Annotated in this window: 15 protein-coding genes and 1 pseudogene; 8 read left to right on the top strand and 8 right to left on the bottom strand. The window is 70.6% G+C overall.

Annotated elements, in window-relative coordinates:
• Nucleotides 1-9: 9 nt before the first annotated feature.
• Complete coding sequence (locus AC5Y4Q_RS12005; protein ID WP_499959105.1) at nt 10-1,725, bottom strand: hypothetical protein; 1,716 nt, start codon at nt 1,723-1,725, stop codon at nt 10-12.
• Nucleotides 1,726-1,914: 189 nt separating this feature from the next.
• On the opposite strand from AC5Y4Q_RS12005, the gene AC5Y4Q_RS12000 reads away from it, so the two are divergent.
• Both AC5Y4Q_RS12000 and AC5Y4Q_RS11995 read left to right on the top strand, forming a co-directional pair.
• Nucleotides 1,915-2,733 carry a uracil-DNA glycosylase gene (locus tag AC5Y4Q_RS12000; protein ID WP_064923129.1) on the top strand — a complete coding sequence of 273 codons (819 nt, stop codon included), beginning with the start codon at nt 1,915-1,917 and terminating at the stop codon, nt 2,731-2,733.
• A gap of 38 nt (nt 2,734-2,771) precedes the next feature.
• Entirely contained in the window at nt 2,772-3,803 is a 1,032-nt protein-coding gene (locus AC5Y4Q_RS11995; RefSeq protein ID WP_499959103.1) for an LLM class flavin-dependent oxidoreductase, read from the top strand.
• 316 nt (nt 3,804-4,119) lie between these two features.
• Here AC5Y4Q_RS11995 and AC5Y4Q_RS11990 read toward each other — a convergent pair whose 3' ends face one another.
• From AC5Y4Q_RS11990 to AC5Y4Q_RS11975, 4 genes are all read right to left on the bottom strand, one after another.
• Nucleotides 4,120-7,515, bottom strand: a complete 3,396-nt coding sequence (locus AC5Y4Q_RS11990) for a PecA family PE domain-processing aspartic protease (RefSeq protein WP_165604347.1) — start codon at nt 7,513-7,515, stop codon at nt 4,120-4,122.
• A 133-nt stretch (nt 7,516-7,648) separates the two neighbouring features.
• Nucleotides 7,649-8,104: a nitroreductase family deazaflavin-dependent oxidoreductase gene (locus tag AC5Y4Q_RS11985; protein ID WP_064919831.1), complete on the bottom strand. Its 456-nt coding sequence runs from the start codon at nt 8,102-8,104 to the stop codon at nt 7,649-7,651.
• Between the two features lie 4 nt (nt 8,105-8,108).
• Complete coding sequence (locus tag AC5Y4Q_RS11980; RefSeq protein ID WP_064919832.1) at nt 8,109-8,546, bottom strand: HIT family protein; 438 nt, start codon at nt 8,544-8,546, stop codon at nt 8,109-8,111.
• 22 nt (nt 8,547-8,568) lie between these two features.
• Nucleotides 8,569-9,720, bottom strand: coding sequence for a MalY/PatB family protein (locus AC5Y4Q_RS11975; protein ID WP_499959100.1), 1,152 nt, complete (start codon nt 9,718-9,720; stop codon nt 8,569-8,571).
• A gap of 32 nt (nt 9,721-9,752) precedes the next feature.
• Between AC5Y4Q_RS11975 and AC5Y4Q_RS11970 the strand changes: the two genes are divergently transcribed.
• Together AC5Y4Q_RS11970 and AC5Y4Q_RS11965 are read left to right on the top strand one after the other, a co-directional pair.
• Nucleotides 9,753-10,874 carry an adenylate/guanylate cyclase domain-containing protein gene (locus AC5Y4Q_RS11970; protein ID WP_499959098.1) on the top strand — a complete coding sequence of 374 codons (1,122 nt, stop codon included), beginning with the start codon at nt 9,753-9,755 and terminating at the stop codon, nt 10,872-10,874.
• A gap of 105 nt (nt 10,875-10,979) precedes the next feature.
• Nucleotides 10,980-11,264: pseudogene (locus AC5Y4Q_RS11965) on the top strand (NAD(P)H nitroreductase); the annotation flags it as partial.
• Between the two features lie 172 nt (nt 11,265-11,436).
• Here the strand turns inward: AC5Y4Q_RS11965 and AC5Y4Q_RS11960 are convergent.
• Entirely contained in the window at nt 11,437-13,266 is a 1,830-nt protein-coding gene (locus AC5Y4Q_RS11960) for an ABC transporter ATP-binding protein (RefSeq protein ID WP_499959269.1), read from the bottom strand.
• 53 nt (nt 13,267-13,319) lie between these two features.
• The gene (locus AC5Y4Q_RS11955) at nt 13,320-15,062 is read right to left on the bottom strand and encodes an ABC transporter ATP-binding protein (RefSeq protein ID WP_499959096.1); all 1,743 of its coding nucleotides are present in this window, start codon (nt 15,060-15,062) and stop codon (nt 13,320-13,322) included.
• Nucleotides 15,063-15,235: 173 nt separating this feature from the next.
• On the opposite strand from AC5Y4Q_RS11955, the gene AC5Y4Q_RS11950 reads away from it, so the two are divergent.
• Nucleotides 15,236-15,733, top strand: coding sequence for a DUF3558 domain-containing protein (locus AC5Y4Q_RS11950; RefSeq protein WP_064920248.1), 498 nt, complete (start codon nt 15,236-15,238; stop codon nt 15,731-15,733).
• On the top strand, nt 15,730-16,275 hold the full coding sequence (locus AC5Y4Q_RS11945; protein WP_064920241.1) for a DUF3558 domain-containing protein: 546 nt from the start codon (nt 15,730-15,732) through the stop codon (nt 16,273-16,275). Before AC5Y4Q_RS11950 ends, AC5Y4Q_RS11945 begins: the two co-directional genes overlap by 4 nt.
• A 90-nt stretch (nt 16,276-16,365) precedes the next feature.
• Here AC5Y4Q_RS11945 and AC5Y4Q_RS11940 read toward each other — a convergent pair whose 3' ends face one another.
• The gene (locus tag AC5Y4Q_RS11940) at nt 16,366-16,872 is read right to left on the bottom strand and encodes a SixA phosphatase family protein (protein WP_125225281.1); all 507 of its coding nucleotides are present in this window, start codon (nt 16,870-16,872) and stop codon (nt 16,366-16,368) included.
• A 335-nt stretch (nt 16,873-17,207) separates the two neighbouring features.
• Between AC5Y4Q_RS11940 and AC5Y4Q_RS11935 the strand changes: the two genes are divergently transcribed.
• Both AC5Y4Q_RS11935 and AC5Y4Q_RS11930 read left to right on the top strand, forming a co-directional pair.
• On the top strand, nt 17,208-18,353 hold the full coding sequence (locus AC5Y4Q_RS11935; RefSeq protein ID WP_499959093.1) for a metallophosphoesterase family protein: 1,146 nt from the start codon (nt 17,208-17,210) through the stop codon (nt 18,351-18,353).
• On the top strand, nt 18,350-20,965 hold the full coding sequence (locus tag AC5Y4Q_RS11930; protein ID WP_125225283.1) for an AAA family ATPase: 2,616 nt from the start codon (nt 18,350-18,352) through the stop codon (nt 20,963-20,965). The genes AC5Y4Q_RS11935 and AC5Y4Q_RS11930 overlap by 4 nt, the downstream gene beginning before the upstream one ends.
• Nucleotides 20,966-20,970 lie beyond the last annotated feature (5 nt).

The following is a 20,970-nucleotide window of genomic DNA, read 5'->3' as shown; positions in this document are numbered from 1 at the left end:
GCCGTGTCGCTACGGATCGACGGTGAACTGCTGCTCGCCGTGGGCTGAGCCGCTCGGCTCGCCCTGCAGGTCGACGACGTAGGTGTAGGTGCCGGGTTTGGTGAGCGGGAAATCCCAGCCGCCGCCCCCGTCGCAGGTCGCCAGTCGCTGCTTACGGGTCAGCACCACGCCGCCGCCGCTGTCGAGGACCTTGGTCTGCTCGGTGCAGTAGGAAAACAGCCCCTTGCCGTCGCTGGTCTTCCAGCGCAGGCCCAAGTCGACCCAGAACGTGCCGTCGTGTTTGGTCTTGCTCAGCTGAAAATGGTTGGGCGCCAGCTCGACTCCGGTGTCACCGGGATTGGTGTGCGAGTGGAACACGCTCAGTTTCAAGGTGCCCACGCCGCGGGCCGGCGCGGTGGGTCGCTGTCCGTTGAGGGTGAACTCCAGGTGATTCTTGCCGGTCACCTCGCCGATCGCGCCGGCGATGTTAGCGAAGAACTGGTCGGGCAGGGTGGTCACCAGCGACAGGGCCACGCCGGTCCGATGCACGACATCGCCCAGATACGCCGGGTCGGCGCCCGCTGCGCCACTGATCGGCCCGCCGGCGGCACCGATCCCGGCCAGCAGGCATTGGGCGACGCTGCCGTACTGATCGCGGGCCTGGTAGGCGTCCTTGGGAAGCTGCACCGCGTTCATCGCGGTCAGCGCGCAGTCCCAGGCCGACCGGCTGTTCTGGAACACCGTGACCAGCTGGTCGCCGTCGATGCCCAGCATCCCGAGCCCGGTCAGAATCGAATTTAGTTGCAGTGCAACCGGATTCACATCGACATTGATCGTGGCCGTGGTGGTGCCGGCCGGTAGGACGAGCTGGCCGCCGGAGCGCGGCGTGAGCAGCCCGTTCTTGTCGCCGAACAGCCAGACCGCGAGTTGGTCGTTGCTGTTCAGCGGTGTCGGGTTGGTGAAGGTCCCGGCGGGGGAGGACGTGAGGCCGTAGAACTGGCTGCTGCTGTTGGCGAAGTCGACGCCGACGGCGCCGGCGCCGGCATCGCGTAGGCAGCCGGTGACCGGGGCGTCAGGTTTGGACGCGCTGAGTGTGTAGGAGATCGATCCGATGGTCAGTTGACTGCTTCCCGTGCAGCTCGGACCGGACGTGGTGCCGGGTAGCAGCACCCCTCGGATGGTGTCGACCACCTTGCCCAGGTCGGCGGCGATGACCTGGAACACCGACAGGTGGTCGGTGGCGGCGCTCACCGTGCGGGTCGCCGGATCCCAGGCGGCCGGCAGCAGGTCGATCACCGACCCGTCGGCACCGGAGACCGAGCGGATCACCGGCTTCACCGAATCGCTGAACGCGCCGGCCAGCTGCGGATCGGCGGACAGGTCGAACCGCAGCTCGATCGGCTGCTTGGGCTGCAGTCCGGAGCCGAGCGTGATCGACACCGGGGCACTGGCGGCCACCGCCGCCGCAAACGGTTGGCCGTGCGGTTGCGACCCGCGTGAGATCGTCAACGGCACACCCGGGTCGCTGACGCCCGCCGGTGCCGTTGCGGTGGCCCGCATCCCGCTCAGGGTGATCTCGACGGTGGCCCCGTTGGGGCCGATCAGCGCCGACGGTGACGGCGCCCGGGAGGGCGTCGCGGTGGCTGTAGCGGTGGAGTCGGCCGTCTGGTGGACCGAAGAGCAGCCGGTCACCCAGGACGCGGTCAACACGATCGTCAGCGCGATATGTCCGCAGTACCGTCGCATTCCGGGCCGTCCTGTTCCCCGAGGGCCAACGCCTGCCGGGAGTGTAATGGCGGTCGTCGGACTACCGGGCGAACTCTGCGAACGCGGCGGCTTGCCCGCTCTGCGTCGTTGGCCCCGGCCGGAACGTGGCGGAGCAGCTTGTGCGTAACCGCTTCTAATCGCCGGTGCACTCGGCGGCAGGATGGTCTCATGCTCAACCACCCCCGCACCGGACAGCCCTTCGACTCCCCGGTGCGTCCCGGTACCGGCTGGCCCGGCGACCCGGCGACCCCGGCGACGCCACCGGCCGCCGATGCCGCGCACGTGGTGCAGCTGGCCGACCAATCCGAGTCGATCCCCGAGCTGGACGCCTTGATCAGCGTCTGCCGGGCCTGCCCGCGGCTGGTCAGCTGGCGCGAAGAGGTAGCCGTCGCCAAACGGAAATCCTTTGCGGATCAACCGTATTGGGGCCGGCCGGTACCTGGATGGGGGTCGCCGACGCCGCGGATCGTCATCGTCGGGTTGGCGCCCGCGGCCAACGGGGCGAATCGGACCGGGCGAATGTTCACCGGCGACCGCTCCGGCGACCAGTTGTATGCCGCGCTGCACCGGGCCGGTCTGGTCAACCAGCCGACCAGTATCGACGCCGCCGACGGCTTGGACACCAGCACGATCCGGATCATCGCCCCGGTGCGCTGCGCCCCGCCGGGCAACGCTCCCACCACGGCCGAGCGCAACACCTGCGCGCCGTGGCTCGACGCCGAGTGGCAGCTGCTGGCTCCGCACGTGCGGGTGATGGTCGCCCTCGGCGGCTTCGCCTGGCAGGTCGCGCTGCGGTTGGCCGCCGAGCGGGTGCCCAAACCGAAACCGAAGTTCGGTCACCGTGCGGTCGCCGAACTCGGCCCCGGACTGCGGCTGATCGGCTGCTATCACCCCAGCCAGCAGAACATGTTCACCGGCCGGCTGACCCCGGCGATGCTCGACGATGTCTTCGCCGATGCGGCCCGCCACGCCGGGCTCGCGGACTGATCGGGAAGGTCCGGCGGCGGATGCGCGTTGAGCCAAGGGTGCGCCTTTCCGTCCTTGATCTCGTCCCCGTCCGCACCGATCAGTCCACCGCCGATGCGCTGGGGGCAACGGTGCGGCTGGCCCAGGTCGCTGACCGGCTCGGTTTCACCCGGTATTGGGTGGCCGAGCACCACAACATGCCGTCGGTCGGGGCCACCAGCCCGCCGGTGCTGATCGCCTACCTGGCCGCACAGACCGCACGGCTGCGGCTCGGATCCGGCGGAGTGATGCTGCCCAACCACGCCCCACTGGCCGTCGCCGAGCAATTCGCATTGCTGGAGGCGGCCGCGCCGGGCCGCATCGACTTGGGTATCGGCCGGGCGCCCGGGTCGGACCCGGTCACCTCGGTCATGCTGCGCGGGGGCCACGACGAGCAAGAGATCGCGAACTTCCCCGACTACCTCGACCATGTGCGGGCGATGATGAGCAGCCGCGGCGTGCAGGTTCAACTGCGCGACGGCGACTACCTGCTCAAGGCCACTCCGGCCGCGGCGAGCGAGCCGCGGCTGTGGCTGCTGGGGTCGAGCATGTATTCGGCGCGGCTGGCCGCGGCCAAGGGACTGCCCTACGTGTTCGCCCACCACTTCTCCGGGCACGGCACCGAGGAGGCCCTGGCCACCTACCGAGCTGATTTCGTGCCCAGCGCGTGGTGTGCCGAGCCGACGACGTTCCTGACGGTCAACGCCGCGGTCGCCGAAACCCGCGATGAGGCAATGGCGTTGATGCTGCCGAATCTGCAGATGATGGCCCGGCTGCGGACCGGGCGACCGCTGGGCGCGGTGGACCTGGTCGAGGACGCGCAGGCGGCTCGCGTCTCCGATCAAGAACAGCGCATCATCGACGGCGGGCTGCGCCGGGCGGTCGTCGGCGCGCCGGCCGAAGCCGCCGACCAGCTCAAGGCGCTGGCTGAGCAGTTCGGCGTCGACGAGGTGATGGTCAACCCGGTGGCCTCGGCGCGCCGTGGCACCGACCCGGCCACCGCGCCCGGCCGCGAGCACACCCTGGAACTGCTGGCCAAGGAGCTGTTCTAAAGCGTGTCGAACAACTCTGGTGGGTGTTCGGCACCGCCCTTCTCGGGCGCATCGGTGATCCGGGCTACCTCTGTGCCGCCGGTCGTGGCGGCGACGACGAACGCGGCCAAGCCGCAATCGACCCCGACCCAGCTACCACCATCTGCGGTGTTTCAAGTTCTGCCTCGATCCCACTGTCGAGCAACGCCTGCGGCATCAGAGGACGTCGTCGCGAGCACCGCATTCGGCCTGCTGGGACCCAGCATCGAGATCGCCGCGATTCTGGAGAACCATCTCCGGCATCGCGCACGAATTCTCGGGTGCCGCCTGACGGGCCTCAGCGGTCAAAGACCGTCGACCCGAATCCGCTGGGGCGGTAGTCGATGTAGATCGGGTTCTCCGAGAACGGGAAGTAGCCGGAGTTCATCGAGGTGTTCGACCACACGTACGGGCTGTTGGTCGCGGTCGTGGTGAAGGAGTACAGCAGCTTCTCGCCGTCGGCGGAGTACACCGAGATGAGGGTGCCGGCCGGTACCTGCGTACCGATCCCGGCGCTGGGGAACAGCCACTGCGGAACGCTGCCCAACATGCCGCCGGAGTCGATCGAGGTGGACACCGCCACCGGGGCACCACCGTTGATCGACACCATGGTGTCGACGAACGGGGAGCCCGGAAGCGACAGCTCCGGGTCCAGCTGGTTCGGGCCGAACACCACCTCGCCGCGGGTGGCATCGATGAGCACACCCTGGTTGAGGGCACCCGGCAACGCCGAAATGATTGTCGAGGTGCCGGAGAAACCGTTGTTGGGCCCGATGCCGAGCACCCCGGCGATGCCGTACTGGTTGAAGTAGCTCGTCATCAAAGCGTTCGATGCCGGGTCGACGATATTGACCGCGGTGGGATCGGTGACCAGGTCCGTGGGGCAGGCGCCCGCCTTGTCGCAGAAGCCGACCGTGGTGTCGTAGGTGTGGTAGCTGTAGGACTGATTGCCCAGGCCGGCGTAGCTCGCGCTGCCGGCATAGACCGAGTCGCCCAGGCCCTGGCTGTTGCCCAGGATCGTCAGCCCGGTGGAGCCGGTGTCGATCTGAACCGGCACCGGCGGACCGCCGTTGATCGAGATGTAGACGATCGGGCTGATCCCGTTGCTTTGTAGATACAGCGGGATGGAGGCGTTGACCGGGCCCTCCGGGCCGCCGGTGGCCCCATGGGCTGCCGTCCCCGACCCGGCGCCGCCGACGCCCCCGGCGCCGTTGGCGCCGGTGCTGCCGACCGTCCCGCCGTGGCCCCCCGCCCCGCCGTCGCCGCCGTCGCCGCCGCGGGCTCCGGCACCGCCGGCGGCGATAAGGCCCGCGGTCCCTCCGGCGCCGCCATCGCCGGCCGCCCCGCCGTGCACGTTCGTCGAGGCCAGGGTGGCGGTGCCACCATCACCGCCGTCGCCGCCGTGGCCGCCCGCACCGGCGTTGCCACCGCTACCGGCTTGCGCACCCGAACCGCCCGCTCCGCCGGTCCCGGCGTTGCCGCCGGCGCCGCCTGAGCCGCCGTTGCCGCCGCTGGAGCCCTGCGAATAGAAGCTGCCGGTGCCGTCCCCGCCGTGGCCGCCGGAACCTCCGACACCGCCGTTGCCGCCGGTGCCGCCGGTGAACCCGGCAGCGCCGATCCCGCCGGAACCGCCGGCGCCCGCACCGCCACCGTCACCGCCGACGCCGCCGATCCCGACCGGCGCCTGGTTGATTCCGGGCTGGGCGTAGAAGCCGGTGCCGGGGGCGCCGCCGGCACCGGCCGTGCCGCCGTTGCCGCCGTTGCCTCCGGCGCCGCCGGCACTGGCTACCCCGGTGCCGCCGGTGCCGCCACCGCCGCCGGTCCCGCCGCTTCCGCCGGCGCCGCCGTCACCGTTGGTGCCGAACCGGCCGTGCTCGCCCAGGGCGGCGTTGCCCTGGTAGGCCGAGCCGCCGGCCCCGCCCTGGCCACCGGCGCCGCCGTTGCCGCCGTCGAAGCCGGCGTTGGGACCGGCCGCACCGTTGTCGCCGCGCCCGCCGCTGCCCCCGGCCCCACCGGCTCCGCCGGCCCCGCCGCTGCCGTACTGCACATTGTTGGGCGCGTCCACCGTGGCGATCCCGTTGCCGCCGCCGTTGCCGCCTGCCCCGCCCTTACCGCCGGCCCCGCCGGTGCCGGTGCCGGCCCCGTGCGCGCTGGCGCTGCTGCCGCCCGCGCCACCGGTCCCGCCCTGCCCGCCGTTGCCGCCGCTGCCGGGAAGGGCGGCGCCGACGGGCTGGCCCGACTGGTCCAGGCCGCGGCCCCCGTCGCCGGCCGCGCCGCCGTTGCCGCCGTGGCCGCCGTGGCCGTCGCCGAGGGAGTTGCCGCCGGCGCCGCCCGCTCCGCCGTTGCCGCCGTTACCGGCATTGCCGCCGTTGATGCCGGCGACACCGTTCTTGCCGGTCGCCCCGGCTCCGCCGTCGCCGCCGTTGCCGCCGTTGCCGTGGGCGCCGCCGGTCCCGCCGTCGCCGCCGTTGCCGCCGTTGGCCCCCGCAACGGTCGCGTGGTAGCCGTTGCCGCCGTCACCGCCGTTGCCGGCCGGACCGGTGGGCGCGGCGCCGGTCACCCCGGTAGCCCCGAGGGTCGAGCCCGCCCCGCCGGTGCCACCGGCACCGCCGGCCCCGGCGTTGCCGCCGTTGCCGCCGGCTCCACCGTCCGGATGGGCGGCGTCGCCGTCGCCGCCCCGGCCGCCGTTGCCCGGATCGCCGCCGGTGCCGCCGGTGCCGCCGGCCCCGCCGACGCCCTGCAGGCCCGCGGCGCCGTGGACGGATGCGCCCCCCGCGCCACCGACGCCGCCGGTGCCGCCGGTCCCGCCGACGCCGCCGTCCTCGCCGCGCTCGCCGGTGCCACCGGCGATAGTGGCGGCGGCCCCGTCGGCTCCGGCGCGGCCGGCGCCGCCGGTCCCGCCGATTCCACCGGTTCCGCCCTGGCCGCCGTTGCCGAATTGCGCTGTCAGACTTGCTCCGCCGACGCCCCCGGCACCACCCGTGCCGCCGGTGGCGCCCACGCCGGCCCCGGCCGCTCCGGCGCCGCCGGCACCGCCGGCCCCACCATTGCCGAAAAACCAGGCCACTGCATCGCCGCCGGCCCCGCCGGCCCCGCCGACACCGCCGAGCACACCCTCGCCGCCGGCACCGCCGGCGCCGCCGTTGCCCATGAACCATCCGCCGGTTCCGCCGATGCCTCCTGCGGCACCGGCTCCGCCGTCACCACCGGCTCCGCCGTCACCGAACATCCCGGCCGCGCCGCCGTTGCCGCCGGCAACCCCGGCCAGTGTCTGGTCATATCCGTCGCCGCCGTCGCCGAACCACAGGCCGCCCGCGCCGCCGTGGGGGTTCTCGAAGGTCCCGTCGACGCCATTGCCGATCAGGTATTGGCCGGCCAGCTGGTTGATGGTGTTGTCGATCTGCATGCCCAGCGGGCTGATGATCCAGGCCTGCACCTGGTCGTGCAGTGCGGTGTAGAGGTCCAGGCCGAATACGTCGGAGGTGTCGAGCGGGTCTGAACCGGCGGCCAGGCCCGCTGTCGGCGCAAACAGTTCGACCAGCCAGTCGAAGTCTGCATCGGCGTACGCCGGTGGCGCGGGCGCCAGGGGACTCAGTCCGAACACCCCGCCGAGCGATCCAGCGGCCACAGCGGCCCCGATCGCGGCGCGTGCCCCGCCCCGGCGAGTCGGTTGCGGATTGCGTCGTCGGCTCATCGCCCCACCTTGTCTGGATCGAGGGCGAACCCTGCCCGGCGGCCCCCGCACGGGGGCGTGGTCACGCCAAAGTACTACCTAAGCGGACGCTTAACAACGGACAAGTGGTTTCTACAGAAAGAAAGACGATCGGTTAAGTGGACGACCGCGGGGTGAGCACCACAACCGGAATCGGCCGCGAGGTGCGCTGCTGGTAGGCCTCATAACGGTTGGCGTTGTTGGCATTCACGATCCGCCACAGCCGGGCATAGTCGCCGTCGTCGGGCAGCACCGGCCGCGCGGTGACGGCGAACCGTTTGGTCCCGACGTTGATCTCAACATCGGGGTGCGCCTTGAGGTTGTGATACCAGCCGGGGGAGCGCGGAGCGCCACCCATCGACGCGACGATCAGGTAGGTGTCCCCGTCCCGGGCATAGGACAGCGTCGAGGTGCGCGCCCGGCCGGTCTTGGCGCCGACGTGGTGCAGCATCAGGCTGGGCGGCAGGCCCGGCAGCCGGTGGCCGACCCGGCCGCCGGTCCGCCGGTAGATCAGGTCGTGGACGCCGAGCACCCGGACGCCCACTTTTTCGATCAGGGGGAGATAGTCCATGCCCTTAGTCTGACTGCGCGGCGTCGGTATCCGCCAGCGCCGCCCGCAGCATCGCCCCGGTGCGCTCCCGGTCCGGGTCGCGGCGCACCAGCACGCCCTTGGCGAATGACAGTTTGTCGCCGCTGCGGCGCGGCACCACGTGCAGGTGGATGTGGAACACACTTTGAAAGGCCGCCCGCCCGTCGTTGATCACCAGGTTGGTGCCGTCGGCGTGCAACCCGGAGGCCCGCGCCGCCCGGGCGATCCGCTGGCCGACCGCGAGCATGCCCGCCAGTGTCTCTGCCGGGGTGTCGGTCAGATCCACGCTGTGCTGCTTGGGGATCACCAGGGTGTGGCCGCGGGTGAACGGCCGGATGTCGAGGAACGCCAGGTAGTCGCCGTCTTCGAAAACCCGCACGGCCGGAGCTTCGCCGGCCGCTACGGCGCAGAACACGCAGGACATCACGCCACGCTAGCCGCTCGGCTCAGCGCAGCGCCAAGGCCATCGCCTCGATCGCCCGGTCCAGGATCGCCCGGGTGGTGCCGAAATTCAGCCGGGCAAAGCCCGGGCCACCGCCGAACGGGATGCCCGGGCTCAGCGCCACCCGGGCATGAGTCAGCAGATGCTCGGCCGGTTCGGCCGCCAGCCCCAGCGCCCGGAAGTCCAGCCAGGCCAGGTAGGTGGCCTGCGGATGGCTGACCCGCAGCCCCGGGACCGCCTCGGGCAGAACACGGCTCAGGTGATCGCGGTTGGCCCGCAGGTAGGGCAGCAGGCGGTCCAGCCAGTCGCCACCGCCGGTGTAGGCGGCGATGTTGGCCCGGATGCCGACGGTGGAGGCGCCCATGGTGTGCATCATGTTGATCTTGTCCCAGGCGTCGGCGTCACGCTGGTTGGTCAACATCACCTGGGCGCACATCAGGCCCGGCAGATTCCAGCCCTTCGACGCCGACATCAGCGTGATCACGGTGTCGGCGGCCACCTCCGACACCGAGGCGGCCGCCACGTGCGGGCGGTCATAGACCAGCGGGGCGTGGATCTCGTCGGCGATCACCCGGGCGCCGTGGCGGGCGGCGATGTCGATGATCGCCCGCAGTTCCTCGGCGCTGAACGCGGTGCCCAGCGGATTGTTCGGGTTGCACAGGATCAGCGACCCCGCCCCGGCGGCGAACGCCGCGTCCAATGCGTCCAGGTCGATCAGGTAGCGTCCGGAATCGTCTTGTGTCATCGGGATTTCCACCCGCTGGCGGCCGGTGACCTGCAGCAGGTCGAAGAACGGCATGTAGGCCGGGACCGGCAGCACCACCGGGCTCTCCGGGCGGGTGAGGAACCCGATGACCACCTCCATGCCCTTGAGCACATCGGGCACCACCCGCACCCACTCCGGCCGGGCGGCCCAGCCGTAGCGGTGTGCGCACCAGCGCGCCACCGCCACCGGCAGGGCATCGGAGCCGGCCCCCGGATAGCCGAACTCCTCGGCGGCCACGCAGGCCCGCACCCCGTCCAGCACCGCCGGGGCGGTGGGGAAGTCCATCTCGGCTATCCACAGCGGCAACACGTCGGGGGCGAAGTGGTTCCACTTGATCGTGCCGCGTGCGCGCAGTTGATCGGCGGTCAGCGCATCGAAGACTTCAGCCACCCCGACAGTCTGCCGGGCGATACGTTTGCGGCGTGGCTGATCCCGAGATCGACGACTTGCTCGACGGCCTGCACGGCACTGCGCGTGCCGAACGTGCCGAACTGATCGAATGGCTGTTGGGGCAGGGCTTCACCGCCGAGCAGATCCGCGTCGCGAGCGCGCCGGCATTGTTGCCCACCGGCCGGGTGGTGGGCCTCGACGACGACTATGTGTCGGCGCGAGAGATCGCCGCCACCCACGGCATCGATTTGCAGTTCCTGCAGCGGGTGCAACGTGCGATCGGCCTGGCCCGGATGGACGACCCCGACGCGGCGATGCATCTGCGGGGCGACGGGGCGGTCGCCGCCCAGGCGCAGGGGTTCCTCGACGCCGGTCTGAAGGCTGACGACATCGTGCGGGTGGTACGGGTGCTGGCCGACGGCTTTTCGCACGCCGCGGAGGTGATGCGCTCGGCCGCGCTGGCCGCGGTGCTGGAATCCGGTGGCACCGAGCTGGAAATCGCTCAGCGCTCCCAGGAGCTGGTCGGCCGGATCGCGCCGCTGCTGGGACCGTGGATCAGCGACGCGCTGTTCATGCATCTGCGCCACCAGTTGGAGACCGAGGCCGTCACCGCGGGCGAGATCGCTGCCGGTAGCGCGCTTCCAGGTGCCCGCCAGGTGGCGGTGGCCTTCGCCGATCTGGTCGGTTTCACCCGGCTGGGCGAGATGGTGCCGCCCGAGGAGCTGGAGCGCCTGGCCAACCGGCTGGCGGAGCGGGCCCGCGACGTGGCGGTGCCGCCGGTACGGTTCATCAAGACCATCGGTGATGCGGTGATGTTCGTCTGCGCCGACTCGGCGGCGCTGCTGAACGCGGTGCTGAAGCTGGTCGAGTCCACCGATTCCGACGACGATTTTCCGCGGCTACGCGCCGGTATCGCGGCCGGGCCGGCGGTGAGCCGGGCCGGTGACTGGTTCGGCAGCCCGGTGAACCTGGCCAGCCGGGTGACCGGGGTGGCGCGTCCGGGCTCAGTGCTGGTCGCCGGGCCGGTGCAGGCCGCCCTCGCTGACCACGACGGGTTCCGCTGGTCGTTTGCCGGCGCGCGGCACCTCAAGGGCATCAAGGGCGAGGTGAGCGTCTTTCGGGTCCGGCACCGCAACGGCGGCGCCGAGGACTAACGGCCCTGTCGCAGCGGCCTGGCCTCGATCGGTTTCGCCGCCGCTGAGCGGGTCAGCGATCTGCAGCGCTATCGCGCCAACGCGATCCTGATGCCGCGTACCGACCGGCTGCCGTTTCTGTCCACCGCCACCGACAATCCGGCCAATGCCCTGGCCTGCGGAGAGGCGCTCTCCACCGTCCTGCGGGAGTGCACGATGGCCGGTCTGGGCACCTGCCCGGTGACGCATCTGACGGAGGTGCCGACGGCCCGGGCGATGCTGGCCGCCCTGGCTGGGTGTGAGGATCTGCCGCAGGTGCTGATCCGGGTCGGTGGCACACCCGCGCTGGAGCAGACGCCGGCGCCGACGCCGCGACGTCCACTGGCCGCTGTGCTGGAGCTGAAATACTGACCGGCACAAAACGATAGGGCAGGCCCGGCTGACGTGGGGGGCGTCTTACACTTCCTGCGCGGCTGGCTTTCACCCACGGGACCAGCTCTTCGGTTCGGTCATGTCCGGGCCTGCTTCGCGGTCGAATTTACCCCGGTGACCACCGGTCAGCAATGGGTGATTCGACCGGAATTCAGCTGCCTTCGGCCATCGCCCAGTACGCCCCGCGGCGGGCCAGCAGCTCGGCGTGGGTGCCCTGCTCGACGATCCGGCCGGCCTGCATCACCAGGATCACATCCGCGTCCCGGATCGTCGACAGTCGGTGAGCGATGATGAAACTGGTGCGGTCCCTGCGTAACTCGCGCATCGCCCGCTGGACCAACAGCTCGGTGCGGGTGTCCACCGAGCTGGTCGCTTCGTCGAGGATGAGTAGTTGCGGGCGGGCCAAAAACGCCCGGGCGATGGTGATCAGCTGCTTCTCCCCGGCGCTGATGCCGGCCCCGTCGTCGCTGACCCGGGTGGCGTAACCGTTGGGCAGCGCCTCGGCGAACCGGTCGACGTGGGCGGCCCGCGCGGCCGCCAGCACCTCGTCCTCTGGCGCGTCGGGCCGTCCGTAGCGGATATTGTCGGCGATCGTTCCGGTGAACAGCCAGGTGTCTTGCAGCACCATCCCGATCGAGGACCGCAGCGCCGAGCGGTCGACGGCGGTGATGTCGACGCCGTCGATCAGAATCTGCCCGCGGTCGACGTCGTAGAACCGCATCAGCAGATTGACCAGGGTGGTCTTGCCCGCTCCGGTCGGTCCGACGATCGCCACCGTGCTGCCCGGCTGCACGGTCAGCGACAGGTCTTCGATCACCGGAACTCCGGGCCGGTAGCCGAAGCTGACGTCGCGGAACTCCACCTGACCGCGCAGTGCGGAACCATTGCGCGACAACGGTACTGCGGGGTCCGGTGGCTCCTCGGGTTCATCGAGGAAGGCGAAGACTCGCTCGGCGCTGGCCGCCCCGGACTGCAGCGTGTTGTACATCGCCGCGAGGTTGCCCAGCGGCTGATTGAACTGCCGGACGTAGGCGATGAACGCCTGAATGCTGCCCAAGGTGATCTGGCCGGTGGCCACCTGGAAGCCGCCGAGCACCGCGACCGCGACGTAGCCCAGGTTGGCGACCAGCCCGGTCGCCGGGGCCACCAGTCCGGACAGGAACTGGGCGCCGAATCCCGACCGGTAGAGCTCGTCGTTGCATTCGTCGAAGCGCTGCTGCGCCCAGTCCCGGTGGCCGAACGTGCGCACCAGGGTGAAGCCGCTGTAGGTCTCCTCCAGGTGGGCATTGAGCCGCCCGGTGGCCGCCCACTGCGCGGCGAACAGTCGCTGCGAGCGCCGGGTGATGGCCCGTACCGCCAGCAGCGACACCGGCACGCCGAGCAGCGTGATCGCCGCCAGCAGCGGCGAGATCGACAGCATCATCGCCAACACCACCAGCACGGTCAGCACCGAGCTGAACAGTTGGCTGACCGTCATCGACACCGACGTCGCGGTGTTGTCGACGTCGTTGGTGACCCGGCTCAGCAGCTCACCGCGGCGCTGGGTATCGAAGTAGCGCAACGGCAACCGGTGCATCTTGTCCTCGACGTCGCGGCGCAGGGTCCGCAGGGTGCGCTGCAGGATCACGTTGAGCAACCGTGCTTGGGTCCAGACCATCAGCGCCGCAACCAGATACAGCCCCCCAGCCAGGGCCAGGGTGCGCGCGACCGCGCCGAAGTCGACGCCGGCGCCGGGCACCACATCCATCCCGGACAGCATGTCGGCGTAGGTGCTGCGGCCGGAAGCACGGGCGGCGTCGACGGCCTGCTGTTTGGTCAGGCCCGACGGCAGGCCGCGGCCGATCACCCCGTTGAACACCAGGTCGGTGGCGTGGCCCAGGATCCGCGGGCCGGCCACCCCGATCGCGATGCCGCCCAGCGACAGCGCGATCACCGCGGCGATCAACCGGCGCTGCGGGCCCATCCGCCGTACCAGCCGCATCGCGGTGGCCGAGAAGTCAGCGGCCCGCGCGGCGGGATCGGTCACCGGTGCGCTCACAGCAGCTCACCCGCCAGGGATTGGGATTCGGCGAACTCGGCGTAGGTGGGGCACTCGATGAGCAAGTGGTGGTGGGTTCCGGTGCCGACCACCCGCCCGTCATCGATGACGACGATCTGATCGGCCTGCGCCACAGTCGAGATGCGCTGCGCCACGATGATCACCGTCGCCTGCGCGGCTACCTCCTGCAGTGCGGCGCGCACGGCAGCGTCGGTGCGGGTGTCCAGGGCGGAGAACGCGTCGTCGAACAGATAGATCGACGGCCGGCGGATTACCGCCCGGGCGATCGCCAGCCGTTGCCGCTGCCCGCCGGACAGGTTGATCCCGCCCTGGGCCACCGGCATCGCCAGCCCGTCACGGTGGGCGGCCACGAAATCGTCGGCGGCGGCCACCCGCAGCGCCTCCCAGATCTGCTCGTCGCTGACCTGGATGCCGGCCGGGGCGCCGTAGCGCAGGTTGTCGGCGACGGTGCCGGAGAACAAGTAGCCGCGTTGCGGCACCAGGCCGATGCCCGACCACAGCTGTTCGGGTTCGCGGTCGCGCACGTCGACGCCGTCGATGAGCACCGCGCCGTCGGTGACGTCGCGCAGCCGGCAGATCAGCGAGGCGAGAGTGGATTTTCCCGATCCGGTGGAGCCGACGATCGCGGTGGTGGTCCCGGGCCGCGCCGTCAGCGACACGTCGCGCAGCACCGGCCGGTCGGCGCCGGGATAGCGGTAGCCGACCCCAGCCAGCCGGACCTCGCCGGTGGCGGTCGCCGGCGTCACCGGGTTGGCGGGGGTCCGCAGCGTCGGCTCGGTGGACAGCACCTCGGTGATCCGCTCGGCAGACACCGAGGCGCGCGGCAGGATCGCCACGACCATGGTGGCCATCAACACCGCCATCAGGATCTGCATGAAATAGGACAGGAACGCGATCAGCGAACCGACCTGCATCTGCCCGGCATCGATGCGCAGCCCGCCGAACCAGATCAGTGCGACGCTGGAGGCGTTGATGGTCAGTGTGGTGGCCGGCAGCATCAGGGCCTGCAGGTTGCCCACGTTCATCGAGGTCTCCGACAGTGCCGTGTTGGCGCGGGCGAATCGGTCTTGCTCGAGGGGTTCGCGGGCGAAGGCGCGGATGACCCGGATTCCGGTGAGCTGATCACGCAGCACCCGGTTGATGTTGTCGATCAGCATCTGCATGCGGCGGAACAGCGGCGGCATCCGCGCCACGATCGCGTAGTTGGCCCCGGCCAGCACCGGCACGGCGACTGCCAGCAGCCACGACAGCCCGGCGTCCTGGTGCAGCGCCATCAGCAGCCCGCCGATGCTCATGATCGGCGCGGCGACCAGCACGGTGGCGCTCAGCTGCACCACCAGCTGAATCTGTCGGACGTCGTTGGTGGTGCGGGTCAGCAGCGTCGGGGTGCCGAACCGGGTGGTCTCGTGCTCGGAGAACCCGATCACCCGGGTGAACACCGCCCGGCGCAGGTCGCGGCCGAAGCCGGTGCCGGTGCGTGCGCCGTAGTAGACCGCCGCCACTGCGCACAGCACCTGCAGGCCGGTGACGGCGAGCATCACCGCGCCCAGCCGGGCGATGACGGCGGTGTCGCCGCGGATGACCCCGTCGTCGATGATCGCGGCGTTGACGGTCGGCAGGTACAGCGAGGCTAGGGTGCTGATCAGCTGCAGGGTCATCACCGCCGCGACCGGCCACCGGTACGGCTTGACGTAGCAGCGCAGCAGCGCCAGGAGCATGGGGTTACTGTCGCACACCGGTGGGGGCCGCACGCGGCGGTGACGGCGCCGGGGCGACACAAACCGACTGGTCACCCGGTGTGTCGTGGTTGGTCGGCGGTGGTGCCGCTACAGTGCATCGTGTGCGGCTCAAACTGACGGTCCCGGCCCTGGCGGTCGCTACCGTGATTCCGATGCTCGCCGGATGCTCCGACTCCGGCTCGACCGAAGCTTCCTCCGGCGAGTCCTCGGCGACCAAGACCGAGCAGGGCAGCCACGGGCCATCCTTTCCGCAGTGCGGGGGCATCAGCGACGAGACCGTCACCAACCTGACCCGGGTGTCTGGGCTGGTCAACACGGCGCAGAACTCGGTGGGCTGCCAGTGGCTGGCCCGCGGCGGGATCATGGGCCCGCACTTCTCCTTCTCCTGGTACCGCGGCAGCCCGATCGGGCGTGAGCGCAAGACCGAGGAGGTGTCGCGGACGTCGGTGGAGGACATCAACATCGACGGCCACAGCGGTTTCATCGCCGTCGGCACCGCCCCGACGATGGGCGACAACTTGTGTGAGATCGGCATCCAGTTCAAGGACGACTTCATCGAGTGGTCGGTGAGCTTCGCCCAGAAGCCGTTCCCGGATCCGTGCGATGTCGCCAAAGAGCTGACCCGCCAGTCGATTGCGAACGCCAAATGAGCCGCCGGATTTTTGCCAGTGCCGCCTGCGTGTTGACGGTGTTGATCGGCTTGACGGGCTGCTCCCGTGAGGTGGGCGGCACCGCGGTCAAGGCGGGCTCCGGCGACACCCAGCGCAACAACAACTCCGAACGGCAGTACCCCAACCTGCTCAAGGAGTGCGAGGTGCTGACCACCGACATCCTGGCCAAGACCGTGGGGGCGGACCCGCTGGACATCCAGAGCACCTTCGTCGGCGCGATCTGCCGCTGGCAGGCCGCCAACCCGGCCGGGCTGATCGACATCACCCGGTTCTGGTTCGAGCAGGGCAGCCTGGACAACGAGCGCAAGGTCGCCGAGTTCCTGAAGTACCAGATCGAGAACAAGTCGATCGTGGGCGTGCCGTCGATCGTGATGCGCCCCGCCGACCCGAACGGCTCGTGCGGGGTCGCCAGTGATGCCGCCGGCGTGGTCGGCTGGTGGGTGAATCCGCAAGCGCCGGGCATCGACGCGTGCGAGCAGGCCGTCAAGCTGATGGAGCTGACGCTCGCGACGAACTCGTAGTTGGGCGCGCTCCGAGCCGAGGGCAGAGACGATGCCCCGCCCTACCAGGATTGCGAGCCAAAGCCGTAATCTGGACCCTGCGTTCGGCGATCAGCGGGGAACCTGGAATCCGACCAGCGCCGCTGTGCCCAATTCCAGACCCTCCCACCCGGTCGTTACCCGCAGTATCGCCATACCCGAGGTCGGGAACTTTTCTGAGATCTGGTGGGCAACGGCGGCATCGGTTCCGGGTGCGCCGGCCAACCCGAGGGCGACGGCCGACATCGCCGGTTCGTGTCCGACCACCAGCAGGGCGCGAACGTCGTCGTCGACTTCGTTGATCGAGGCGATGACCGTGCCGGGTGAGGCATCGTAGAGTTCGTCGAGGTACCGAATCGGTGCCTGAACTGCGGTGCGCTCAAAGGTTTCCCGGGTTCGCATTGCCGTCGAGCAGAGCACTTCGTCGACGACGGGAACATTGGCGCGCAGCCAGTCGCCGGCCAGCGTGGCCTCCCGGATGCCGCGCCGCGCCAGCGGCCTGTCGTGATCGTCGACTCCGGGCGGATAGTCCGATTTCGCATGCCGCAGCAGGATCAGGGTGCGGTGTTCATCGCGCATACAGCCAAGGCTAGGCCCCGGTCGGGAACGCGTCACCGCTGCCACGTGTAGAACATGCGCCGCATCCCCCACCCAAGGGCGCGGTGCAGATCTTTCCGATTTGGATAGCGCCGGCGATAGCGGCCGCCCGTCGGGATCGGCGTGATAGCGCATGCGACATCCGATTTGAACTCACCCCACCCTTCCCCCGGGGTGCCGAAGTGGCGCATGTGACACACGGGAACACGCCCCATCCGGCGGTGCCGGACCTGCCGAGCGAGGTCCGCGGACTTGTCGGTGGGCGGCCATACACTCGCGATGCCCGGCCAAAGCCGGCAGAAAGGGACGGGACCGACATGCGATTCGTGCACACCGCCGACTGGCAGCTCGGCATGACCCGGCACTTCCTGGCCGGCGATGCCCAGCCCCGTTACTCGGCGGCCCGGCGCGATGCGGTGGCCGGCCTCGGTGCGCTGGCGGCCGAGGCGGGCGCGGAGTTCGTCGTCGTCGCCGGGGACGTGTTCGAGGACAATCAGCTGGCCCCGGAGGTCATCAGTCAGTCCCTGGAAGCCATGCGCACCATCGGTATTCCGGTGTATCTCCTGCCCGGAAACCATGATCCCCTCGACGCTGCATCGGTCTACACGAGTGCACTGTTCACCGCCGAACGCCCCGACAACGTCGTCGTCCTCGATACTGCCGGCGTGCATCCGGTGCGCCCCGGGCTGGAGATCGTCGCCGCCCCGTGGCGGTCCAAGCGGCCCACCAGCGACCTGGCAGTCGACGCACTTGAGGGCCTGCCCGCCGACGGCACCACCCGGATTCTGGTCGCCCACGGCGGCGTCGACGTGCTGGACCCCAATCCAGGCAACCCGGCGCTGATCCGGCTCGCCGCCCTCGAAGACGCCCTGGACCGTGGCGTGATCCACTATGTTGCGTTGGGCGACAAGCACTCCCGGACCAAAGTTGGTGAGACGGGCCGGATCTGGTATTCGGGCTCACCGGAGGTCACCAATTATGACGACATCGAACCTGATCCGGGCCACGTCCTGGTGGTCGATGTCGATGAGACCGATGGCGCAGTCACCGTCGACTCCCGCCACATCGGCGGGTGGCGATTCCTGACGCTGCATCGCCAGCTCGACACCAGTCGCGACATCACCGACCTGGACATCAACCTCGACCAGCTTCCGGACAAGAGCCGCACGGTGGTTCGGCTGGCACTGACCGGCTCACTGAGCGTCACCGACCGGGCCGCACTCGATGCCTGCCTGGACCGCTACTCGCGGCTGTTCGCCTGGGTGGGCACCTGGAAACGCCACACCGACCTGGTGGTGGTCCCTGCCGACGGTGAGTTCACCGACCTCGGCATCGGTGGGTTCGCCGCCGACGCGGTCGAGGAACTGGTCGCCGCGGCCCGCAGCGGCGACACCGGCACCGCCGGCGACGCCCACGCCGCGCTGGCGCTGCTACTGCGGCTCGTCGACCGGGGTGCGGCATGAGACTGCACCGGCTGGTCCTGACCAACTATCGCGGTGTGGCCCACCGGGAGATCGACTTTCCCGATCACGGCGTCGTCGTGGTGTGCGGCGCCAACGAGATCGGCAAGTCCTCGATGATCGAGGCACTGGATCTACTGCTGGAGTCCAAGGACCGCTCCGCCAAGAAGGACGTCAAACAGGTCAAGCCCACCCACGCCGACGTCGGCGCCGAGGTCACCGCTGACATCAGCACCGGCCCTTACCGTTTCGTCTATCACAAGCGGTTCCACAAGTCGCCTCAGACGAAGCTGACCATCCAGACTCCGCGCCGCGAGCAGCTCACCGGTGACGAAGCGCACGAGCGGGTCCGCGCCATGCTGGCCGAGACGATGGACACCGGTTTGTGGCAGGCCCAGCGGGTGTTGCAGGCGGCGTCGACGGCGGCGGTGGACTTGTCCGGATGTGATGCGCTCTCTAGGGCGCTCGATGTCGCCGCCGGCGACACCGCCACGCTGAGCGGAACCGAACCGATCCTTATCGAGCGCATCGACGCCGAATACGGGCGCTATTTCACCCCGACCGGGCGCCCGACGGGGGAGTGGGCCGCGGCGCTGGCCGCGCTGGCGGACGCCGACGCCGAGGTAGAGCGGTGCACGGCGCTGCTCGCCGAGGTCGACGACCGGGTGGTCCGGCACGCCGAGCTGACCGACGAACTCGCCCGATTGGTCGCAGCTCAAGCAACGGCGGACGCTCGGCACAGCGCCGCCCAGGCCGCCAGCGCCACGATTGCCACCCTGCGCGACCAACTGCGCGACGCCCAGCTCGTGGCCACCGCCGCTGAAGCCACCGGTGCTGCGGCGGAGTCCGCCCACAGCGAGCGGGAGCGGCTGCGCGCCGAACTCGAATCGCGCACCGCTGCGGTTGCCGCGCTGGACGCCGAGATCGCCGAGGCCGTTGCAGCGCAGGCCACCGCGGACGTCGCCGCCGAGGCCGCGGACGCCGCTGCCGCCGAAGCCGGACAGACCTTGGCCGCCGCCACCGAACGCCTCGAGACCGCCCGCCGCGTCGTCGACCAACTCACCACCCGGGACGAGGCCGACCGGCTGGCTGCCCGCATCGACCGGATCGACGCGGCCGAGCGTGACCTCAAGCAGGCGGACGCTGAGCTGGCCCGGATCGTGGTGACCGAGCCGCTGCTGCGCCGGATCGAGGACGCGGCGGCCGCGCTCGACCGGGCGCAGGCCTCCTTGGCCGCGATCTCGGCGACGCTGGAGGTCACCGCTGCCGCTGACGTCGACCTGGTGATCGCCGGTGAGCACACGCCGCTGGTGGCGGGTCAGAGCTGGTCGGCCACGGTCACCGACGGCGCCGAAGTGGATGTTCCGGGGCTGCTGACGGTGCGGGTCAGGCCGGGTGACAGCGCCCGTGAGGTGGCCGCGAAATACGCTGCGGCGCAAGGGGAACTGGCCCAGGCGCTGGCAGCAGCGGAGGCACGTGATCTGGCGCAGGCGCGGCGGGCCGACCAGCGGCGCCGCGAACTGCAGGGCACCCGGGACCAGTTGACCGCCACCCTGGCGGCGCTGCGCGGCGACGACGAGCTGGCGGTGCTGCGCGCCCGGCTGGCACAGCTGCGCAGCGAACACGGTGAGGTGGGCACCGAGATCACCCCCGAAGACGCCCGCGCCGAACGTGACGCCGCCGAGGCGCTGCGCGCGCACATCGGCACCGATTGCGAGGCGCGGCGGCGGGCCGCCCTGGGCGCGGCCAACCGACGCACCGAGGCGTCGACCCGGGTGACGCTGCTGCGCGACAAGGCGGCGACGCAGCGCACCGAGCTCGATGCCGTCACCCAGCGCCTCACCGCCCAGCGCGCATCGGTCAGCGATCAAGACCTCGCGGCCGCCGCCGAATCCAACCGGCATGCCGTGCGCACCGCCCAACAGCGGGTCGCTGAATTGTCCGAGCAGCTGGCCGCGGCCGCCCCCGATGCCATCGACGCCCAGCTCGCCGAGGCAGATGCGGCGGCGCAGGCGCTGCGCAGCGCCCACGCCGAGACCGCCCGCGCGCTGCACGAGGTCGAAGTCGAGCTTGCGGTGTTCGGTACCCAGGGTCGGCGGGGTCAGCTCGACACGGCACAGACCGCGCGGGAACACATTGCGGCCGAACACGATCGGATCGGCCGGCGAGCGCGCGCAGCGGCGCTGCTGCGGTCCACGATGAGCCGGCACCGCGACGACACCCGCCGACGCTACGTCGAGCCGTTCCGCACCGAGATCCAGCGACTCGGCGCGCTCGTGTTCGGCGCCGACTTCGAAGTCGACATCGACACCAACCTGAAGATCTGTGCCCGGACCCTCGACGGCCGCACCGTGCCGTACGAGTCGCTGTCCGGCGGGGCCAAGGAGCAACTCGGCATTCTGACCCGGCTGGCGGGGGCGGCGCTGGTCGCCAAGGAAGACAGTGTCCCGGTAGTGATCGACGACGCACTCGGCTTCACCGACCCGGACCGGCTGGAGAAGATGGGGGCGGTGTTCGACGCGGTCGGCGGCCAGGGCCAGGTGATCGTGCTGACCTGCAGCCCGGACCGCTACGGCAGCGTCACCGACGCGCACCGCATCGATCTGAGTGCTTGAATCCT

Source organism: Mycobacterium sp. NGS16 (genome assembly GCF_059813225.1).
Note: the sequence above shows the minus strand (reverse complement) of the source record. Positions and strands in the feature narration are given on the sequence as shown.